The organism is Mycobacterium sp. (assembly GCF_049608025.1).
Classification (GTDB): Bacteria; Actinomycetota; Actinomycetes; order Mycobacteriales; family Mycobacteriaceae; genus Mycobacterium.
The window spans coordinates 1-7,281 of the sequence record NZ_JBMYXC010000087.1 but is presented as its reverse complement, the minus strand read 5'-3'; the positions used below and the strand labels follow the sequence as shown (position 1 = coordinate 7,281).

The 7,281-nt window shown below is 65.7% G+C and carries 8 protein-coding genes and 1 pseudogene; 6 read left to right on the top strand and 3 right to left on the bottom strand.

The window, feature by feature from the left end; genetic code table 11:
• The 3 genes from ACPGXI_RS17405 to ACPGXI_RS17395 form a co-directional block, all read left to right on the top strand.
• The coding region (locus tag ACPGXI_RS17405; RefSeq protein ID WP_526655180.1) for a YggT family protein at positions 1–165 on the top strand (165 nt) is incomplete at its 5' end.
• A gap of 207 nt (positions 166–372) precedes the next feature.
• Positions 373–1,164, top strand: a complete 792-nt coding sequence (wag31, locus tag ACPGXI_RS17400) for a DivIVA-like cell division protein Wag31 (RefSeq protein ID WP_526655176.1) — start codon at positions 373–375, stop codon at positions 1,162–1,164.
• 39 nt (positions 1,165–1,203) lie between these two features.
• Positions 1,204–1,521 carry a DUF308 domain-containing protein gene (locus ACPGXI_RS17395; RefSeq protein ID WP_526655174.1) on the top strand — a complete coding sequence of 106 codons (318 nt, stop codon included), beginning with the start codon at positions 1,204–1,206 and terminating at the stop codon, positions 1,519–1,521.
• Positions 1,522–1,540: 19 nt separating this feature from the next.
• Here ACPGXI_RS17395 and ACPGXI_RS17390 read toward each other — a convergent pair whose 3' ends face one another.
• Positions 1,541–2,230 carry a phosphoribosyltransferase gene (locus ACPGXI_RS17390; RefSeq protein WP_526655172.1) on the bottom strand — a complete coding sequence of 230 codons (690 nt, stop codon included), beginning with the start codon at positions 2,228–2,230 and terminating at the stop codon, positions 1,541–1,543.
• A 152-nt stretch (positions 2,231–2,382) separates the two neighbouring features.
• Here ACPGXI_RS17390 and ACPGXI_RS17385 point away from each other — a divergent pair, with 152 nt between their 5' ends.
• Positions 2,383–3,732, top strand: coding sequence for a TIGR01777 family oxidoreductase (locus tag ACPGXI_RS17385; RefSeq protein ID WP_526655170.1), 1,350 nt, complete (start codon positions 2,383–2,385; stop codon positions 3,730–3,732).
• 30 nt (positions 3,733–3,762) lie between these two features.
• On the opposite strand, the gene ACPGXI_RS17380 is transcribed toward ACPGXI_RS17385, so the two are convergent.
• Both ACPGXI_RS17380 and ACPGXI_RS17375 read right to left on the bottom strand, forming a co-directional pair.
• Positions 3,763–4,503: a type 1 glutamine amidotransferase gene (locus ACPGXI_RS17380; protein ID WP_526655168.1), complete on the bottom strand. Its 741-nt coding sequence runs from the start codon at positions 4,501–4,503 to the stop codon at positions 3,763–3,765.
• A 37-nt stretch (positions 4,504–4,540) separates the two neighbouring features.
• Positions 4,541–5,773 carry a serine hydrolase domain-containing protein gene (locus ACPGXI_RS17375; protein WP_526655178.1) on the bottom strand — a complete coding sequence of 411 codons (1,233 nt, stop codon included), beginning with the start codon at positions 5,771–5,773 and terminating at the stop codon, positions 4,541–4,543.
• Between the two features lie 84 nt (positions 5,774–5,857).
• Here ACPGXI_RS17375 and ACPGXI_RS17370 point away from each other — a divergent pair, with 84 nt between their 5' ends.
• Together ACPGXI_RS17370 and ACPGXI_RS17365 are read left to right on the top strand one after the other, a co-directional pair.
• Entirely contained in the window at positions 5,858–6,355 is a 498-nt protein-coding gene (locus tag ACPGXI_RS17370; protein WP_526655166.1) for a DUF2784 family protein, read from the top strand.
• 478 nt (positions 6,356–6,833) lie between these two features.
• Positions 6,834–7,281: pseudogene (locus tag ACPGXI_RS17365) on the top strand (hypothetical protein); the annotation flags it as partial.

The following is a 7,281-nucleotide window of genomic DNA, read 5'->3' as shown; positions in this document are numbered from 1 at the left end:
CTGGAAATCATCATGACCCTGACCGACCCGCCGGTAAAGCTACTGCGCCGAATCATTCCCCAGCTCACGATAGGCGCCATCCGGTTCGACCTGTCGATCATGGTGTTGCTGCTGCTGGCGTTCATCGGCATGCAGCTGGCGTTCGGGGCAGCGATGGCAGCGTGATGCCGAGTAGATGTCAGGGCCCGTTTCGCCCAGTTCGAGACTCGCGATAGCCGGTCGGCAATGTCTCGATAGTGTTGAGTTTCGACCCGAATTAGCGCCTCGCCTGCAACCGCAGGGTCTGGTGTGACAGGATGGGCGCCAGTTACTCTCCACCAAGGCTCTACACTTTGAGATCGTTTGACGGTCCAGACTTCAAGGGGGCAGACGATGCCGCTCACTCCCGCCGACGTGCATAACGTCGCGTTCAGTAAGCCACCGATAGGTAAGCGTGGCTACAACGAGGACGAGGTCGACGCGTTCCTCGACCTCGTCGAGAACGAGCTGTCCCGACTCATCGAGGAAAACAGCGACCTCCGCCAGCGGGTTGCCGAGCTGGACCACGAGCGCGGTTCAGGTAGCGCGGCCAGGCCGACGCAGACCATGCCGGTCTACGAGGCGGAGCCCGAACCCGAACCAGCACCAGTGCAGCCGGTTTACGAGGAGCCACCCGCGCAACCCGCAGCAGCCGGCGAGGAGCATCACCTGCGTGCCGCCAAGGTGCTCGCGCTGGCCCAGGACACCGCCGACAGGTTGACCGGAACCGCCAGGGCCGAGTCCGACAAGATGCTCGCGGACGCCCGCGCTCAATCCGATGCGATGGTCGCCGAGGCGCGCGAGACTGCCGAGGGCACCGTGGCGGAGGCCCGGCAGCGTGCCGAGGCCATGCTCGTCGATGCTCAGACCCGTTCGGAAACGCAACTGCGCCAGGCTCAGGAGAAGGCCGACGCGCTGCAGGCCGACGCCGAGCGCAAGCATTCCGAGATCATGGGGACTATCAACCAGCAGCGCACTGTGCTCGAAGGACGTCTCGAACAGTTGCGCACCTTCGAGCGCGAATACCGCACCCGCCTGAAGACCTACCTGGAATCTCAGCTCGAAGAACTGGGACAGCGCGGTTCCGCGGCACCCGTTGACTCCGGCGCCAACAACGACGCCGGGTTCAACCGGGGCAACAACTAGTCACGTGCACCTCCCACTCACACCTCGCGGGGCAGACCCATGTTGATCGTTGCGCTCGTCCTTGCAGTCGTCAGCCTCGCGGCACTGGTCACGGCAGTGATAACGAGCAACGAGCTCATCGCTTGGGTGTGTATCGCCGCTAGTGTCATCGGGGTGCTGCTGCTGATCATCGATGCATTACGCAGCCGTTCCAAGCAGAACGAGGGTGACGAGTACCCAGCCGAGGCGGTCGAGGCCGAAGTCGTCTACGACGAGGAATATCCCGAAGAGGCTCCGGTCGCTGCGGACTACGCGGACGCCCCGGCCGGGGACGACCCGCACGGAGAGCCGGCGGGGAACGACGGCACGAAGAGCTGATTCGCCACGGTTTCACCGTTCACGGTTTTTCGGTGACTGTTCCGCCCTCTGAGGTGGGAGTGGCAAGCACGGCACGTACTTCGTCGTCGCTGACCTGATGGAAATCCTCGAAGGCCTGTCCCACAGCACGGAAGTCGGCGGGGATGGTCGAACACACCACGTGGTCGGCATCCTCGAGTAGCTGCCGGCAGGCTGACGCAGGCCCGACCGGCACCCCAACCACGATCTGAGCCGCTCCGGCGTGGCGCACCGAGCGGACCGCGGCGGTCATGCTGGCCCCGGTGGCGATCCCGTCGTCAACCAGCACCACAGTCTGCCCGGCAACTTCCAGCGGGCCGCGATCGGCACGGTAGGCGCGCTCGCGCCGGCCGAGTTCCGCAGTCTCGCGGCCGATCGTTTCGCGAATCTGGTCATCGTCGATGCCCAGACTGCGAATCAGGTCATCGTTGAGTACGACGCCGCCGCCGGTGGCCACAGCGCCCATCGCCAACTCAGGCCACCGCGGAACGCCCAGCTTGCGCACCAGGCACACATCCAGCGGCGCCTGGAGATGGGATGCGACCTCCCAGCCGATCGGCACGCCGCCCCGGGCCAGTCCGAGAACCTGAAGGTTGTCGCGTGCGTTGGCATCCAGGTGGCGGGCAAGGTCGAGGGCCAGGACTCGGCCTGCCTCCCGGCGGTCCCGAAACATTCGCGGGGTGTTGGTCATTGCTCGTCGCTCATTGCTTATTGTTCTTTGCGTAGTCATCGGTCGGTGATCACAGTCTCGCCCGAACGGCTGATCACCGGGGCGCATCCGGGGCAATCCCTTATCAGGTCCGTGCCGAATCACTACCGACGAGTGAAGGCGGGAGAGGCTGCATGGGCATCGACTTCGAGAGCGTGATCGACCATCCGCGCGACCAGGTGTGGGGATGGCACGCACGCCCTGGTGCAATGCGGCGATTGGTGCCGCCCTGGCAGCCGATGACGGTCGTGCAGGAGGCGGACTCGTTGGCCGACGGGGTCGCGGTGCTCGGCCTGCCCGCCGGGCTGCGTTGGGTCGCCCGCCACGATCCATCGGCTTATCTCCCGGGCAGCCGCTTCGTCGACGACCTGGCTTCGGATGGTCCCACGTCGTGGCCCGCCCGCGTCATCGGCGGGTGGCGGCATACGCACACGTTCAGCGACGACGGTGGCCACACCCGGATTCGCGACCAGATCGAGGCCGCGGTTCCCGGCGCAGGCCTGCGGCCGACGTTCGTCTATCGGCGGCGGCAGATCCTGGATGATCTCGCCGCGCACCGCGACGCTGCCGAGGCTGGCGTCACACCGATGGTCATTGCCATCACCGGGGCCTCCGGTCTCGTCGGTTCGGCGCTCAGCGCATTCCTCAGCACCGGTGGGCACCGGGTGATCAGGCTGGTGCGCACGCCGGGGCGAGGGGAGGACGAGCGGCTGTGGAATCCGCAAGCGCCCGCTGCCGGGCTGCTCGACGGCGTCGATGCGGTGGTCCACTTGGCCGGCGCGTCGATCGCTGGTCGCTTCACCGAGGGGCACCGGGCCGCGATCCGGGATAGCCGTATCGCGCCGACGCGCCTGCTGGCGGCAGCGGCCGCTGCCGCTGACGACGGGCCGCGCGTTTTTGTCAGTGCCTCGGCAATCGGCTTCTACGGGTTCGATCGCGGCGACACACAGTTGACCGAGGACTGCGGTCGCGGCGACGGATTCCTCGCCGAGGTGGTCGGGGACTGGGAGGCGGCGACCGCACCTGCGTCTGAGGCGGGGTTGCGGGTGACGACCGTGCGGACCGGCATCGTGCAGGCGGCCGCGGGGGGGACGTTGCGGCTGCTGCGTCCGCTGTTCTCGGCGGGTCTCGGGGGCCGGGTGGGTAGCGGCAAGCAGTGGCTGTCGTGGATCGGTCTAGACGACCTGCTGGACATCTACCACCAGGCGCTTTACGACGACCGGCTCGCCGGACCGGTCAACGCGGTCGGTCCTGAACCCGTGCGCAATTCCGAATACACCCAAGAGCTTGCCCGGGTGTTGCACCGGCCTGCCCTGCTACCCGTGCCGTCGCTGGGGCCGCGGTTGCTCTTGGGGGGCCAGGGTGCCCGCGAGCTCGCCGAGGCAAGTCAACGGGTGGTGCCGTCGAAGCTTCTGGGGGTCAGCCATCGCTTCCGGCATCCCGACCTCGGCGATACGTTGGCACACCAGCTGGGTCGCGGCTGACCGGCGGCCCGGGGCGCAAGCGCTCGACTCTTAGTCGGGGGTGCGCCCGCCTCGGTTGCCGGCCGGCGAAGCGACGTGGGCAAGAAAGCCGCCTACCAGCCGATGGATTCGCGGTGCGGTATCGACCGCGAGTTCATCGGTGCGGCGAAGTAAGTCATCGTGTGTCAGGCCCGCGGCGGGAACGTCACCGTCGTGGTCAGCGGCCAGCCAAACCTTCAACAGGTCCGCGTCGACCTCGGGGTGAAACTGCAGGGCCAGCGCCCGGCCGAGTACGAAAGCCTGCGACGCCCCTGCTGTCCGTGCGAGCTCGGTGGCGCCGGGCGGTAGGGTCCACCGGTCGAAGTGCCATTGGAACCACGGGCCGCCCGGCACGATTTCGGGCCGATCACTGGCCACGTCGTACCAGCCCACCTCCGGACGGGGTGCGCGCGACACCGTGCCGCCGAAAGCCTGAGCGAGCAGCTGGCCGCCGAAGCACACGCCCAGCAGCGCTGTCCCGACCTCGGCGGCGTCATGCATCAGGCGCATCTCGTCGCCGACCCAGCTGCTGCGGAGCCCCTCATCGTAGACCGGCGAGGTAGCTCCGAGCGGAACGATCACGTCGTAGTCGGCCGGATCGGGAAACGTCACAGGACCCGCTGGGCTGTGGGCTCTCTCGGCGGGGACCACATCGAACGTCTCGATATCGAATCCGTGGTCGGTGAAGGCGTCACCGAGCAAGGCTTCGGTGGCCAGGTACTCGTTGCGCAGGAATAGAACTCTGGATGCCACAGCCTCCACTATTTCAGTGACCCGTACCCGGCGACCACTATCGCGGCGGCATCGGCGGCGCATCGTCGGGGGCCATCTGGGCCCCTATCTCGCGGAACAGCTTCTCGGCCGCATTGGAATAGTCGCCCTGCTCGTCGAATGCCTCGGGGGCAAAGGTGGTGGCGACTGCTATGGCGATGCCTTGGTCAGGTAGGTAGGCCTGCACGGCTGCATAGCCGCCGAACATCGGGTTCTGCAGCAGCCAGTTGCCGGAGATGACAACGCCGAGACCGTAGGTATAGGCCTCGGTCATCTCCATGCAGGTGCTGCAGCCGGGCTGGGCCCGGGTCTTACCGCGTAGTTCGGTCGACACCATCTGTTCGTAGGACTGGGGGCTCAGCAGCTTTCCGGAGCCGATGCCGACCGCGGTCGCCTCGAGGTCGTAGATGTTGGAGGTCTGGACCGCGCCGTGGGTCATCGTCCAGGACGGGTTCCAGAACGTGGACTCTTCGTAAAACGGTGTCGAGGCACCGACCCCCAGTGCCTGGCGGCGTTCCGAGGTGAACGCATGCAGCACCGGCGGGGGGATCTCGGCAGTCAGTGCTGCGACGGTGCTCGTCAGCCCCAACGGGCCAAGGACTCTGTCGGACAACAAATCCGACATCTTCTCGCCGGTGGCCTGCTCGAGGGCCAGTCCGAGCAGGATGTAGTTGGTGTGTGAATAGTTCCAGTTCGTCCCGGGCTCGTACAGCAAGGGTTCGGGAGTTGCGTATTGGAGGAGTTCGTCGGTGGTCCACGCCCGGAACGGATCGGCGAAGAGTGCGTCGTTCATCGCGGTGTTGCCGATGACGTAGTCGACGTACCCGGACGTCATCTGGGCGAGTTGCCGCAGCGTGACCCGGTCGGCGTGTGGCACCGTGGGCAGCCACGTCGATAGCTTGTCGTCCAGGCCCACCTTGCCGTCCTCGGCAAGCTTGAGCAACAGCGTCGACACATAGGAGATTGCGACCGCGCCATTGCGGAAGTGCATCGCCGGCGTCGCGGGCACACCGGTCATCGACTCTCCGACGGCGTCGGTGACCACCTCCCTGCCGTCGATCGTGACACGGACGATCACGGCTTTGAGGTGGTCCTGGGTCACCGCTTCGCGCACAATGTGCATGACCGCCTCGGCCTTCTCGGAGCCGGCGCCCGGTGGGGGCGGGTCGGTGCTGACTGCAGCTGGTGCGCAGGCGGTCATCAGCACCGGCGTGCACGCCACAGCGACCAGGCGCAGACACCCCGCAGCCATGCGGCGAACAAAGTACGACATGGCGGGAGCATGCCAGAAACGCGGGGCTCCGGCAGCGAGCTTGTGGCTAACATGGGGGCAAGCATGAACCCGGATGGCGCCCTTCCGTACACGATCGTCGTAGTGCTCGCGGTCGCGCTGCATTTCGTGTTCATCGGCTATCTCGTGGTCGGGGGGTTCCTCGCGTGGCGGCGTCCGGCCACTATCGGATTACACCTCGCAGTTGTGGGATGGGGTGCCGCGAGCCTGACGCTGGGTCTGCCGTGTCCCTTGACGGATCTCGAGCGCTTCGGCCGCGCGGGCGCCGCGATGGGGGAGTTGTCGGCTGAGGGTTTCATCGAGCATTACCTCACCGGGGTGTGGTACCCGGCCGATTCCACCGCCGCAGTGCAGGCGCTGGTCTTCTGCACTGTCCTGTGCTCATGGCTGGGTTTGGGTGTCCGGAGACCACGGAGATCGCCCGCACCGGGCCCGCGGCCGACTCAGCGGCTTGGTCAGCTCCGGCGGCGCCGAACAGAGGAGTTGGCACCGGCGAACCAACAGCCGGCCTGCCGTGCGCTGATTCCTCATCGCAGGTCTTGAATGCGCACCCGATTTTGTATTGTTTGCCTACCTAATTCGCCGCAGTCTTCGCCATAATCTGCTGTCCGCGGCCTGACAAATCCGGTGTTCTTGTCTCCTAAAGGATTAGCACAATTAATTCGATGTAGTTGAAGTTGACACCCGTCATCAATTTGTTCACTACTTCGACGAATCGGCGCTCGAAAGTGGTCGCAGGTGCGTCAGTGGCAGTCAGTCCGGCTGCCCTGGGACGCCCTAGCTGTGAGTTAGCTGTGGATTTCCCGTGTACATCGGTCGACTGGATAAACACTGGACAGCGCAGTTGTCGAATAGTTTGACATAGCAATGTAGGTCCGCGGGAAGGCATGCGCGTCCAGAATGCGGTTCGCTCTTGATTCTGGGCGAAGCCTGGTGTTCTATTACATTTTATATTCGCCGAATTTTGTTCCGTGATCGGAACGAGATCGGATGAGGGGCTGTGCGAAATGGGTGCTGATAAGTGGACGGGAGTGCATTGCTGATGAGGTACGGACGGTTCGTGGGTCGGGTCGGTGCGTTGGCGGTCGCGTTGGGGATCGGGATCGTCCTGCCGGTGGAGGCAATGGCCGAGTCGGCGGACGGAAGCTCTGCTGACTCGAAAGCAGGTTCGACGAAGAGCGGTTCCGGCGCGCAGACTCCCAACACGGGGTCCACTGCTGACGCCGACGAGGCAAGTGCCGGGCCGACCGCAGGCGATCCGCCGGCTGCGATGGACGGCAGCAGTGGTGCTGATTCGACCGCTACTCAGGACGTCGAAGGTGACGCCGAACTCGACGCCGCGCTTGAGGCCGACGCTGAACTTGAGGCCGACGCTGAACTTGAGGCCGACGCTGAACTTGAGGCCGACGCTGGGCTTGAGGCCGACGCTGGGCTTGAGGCCGACGCTGGGCTTGAGGCCGACGCTGGGC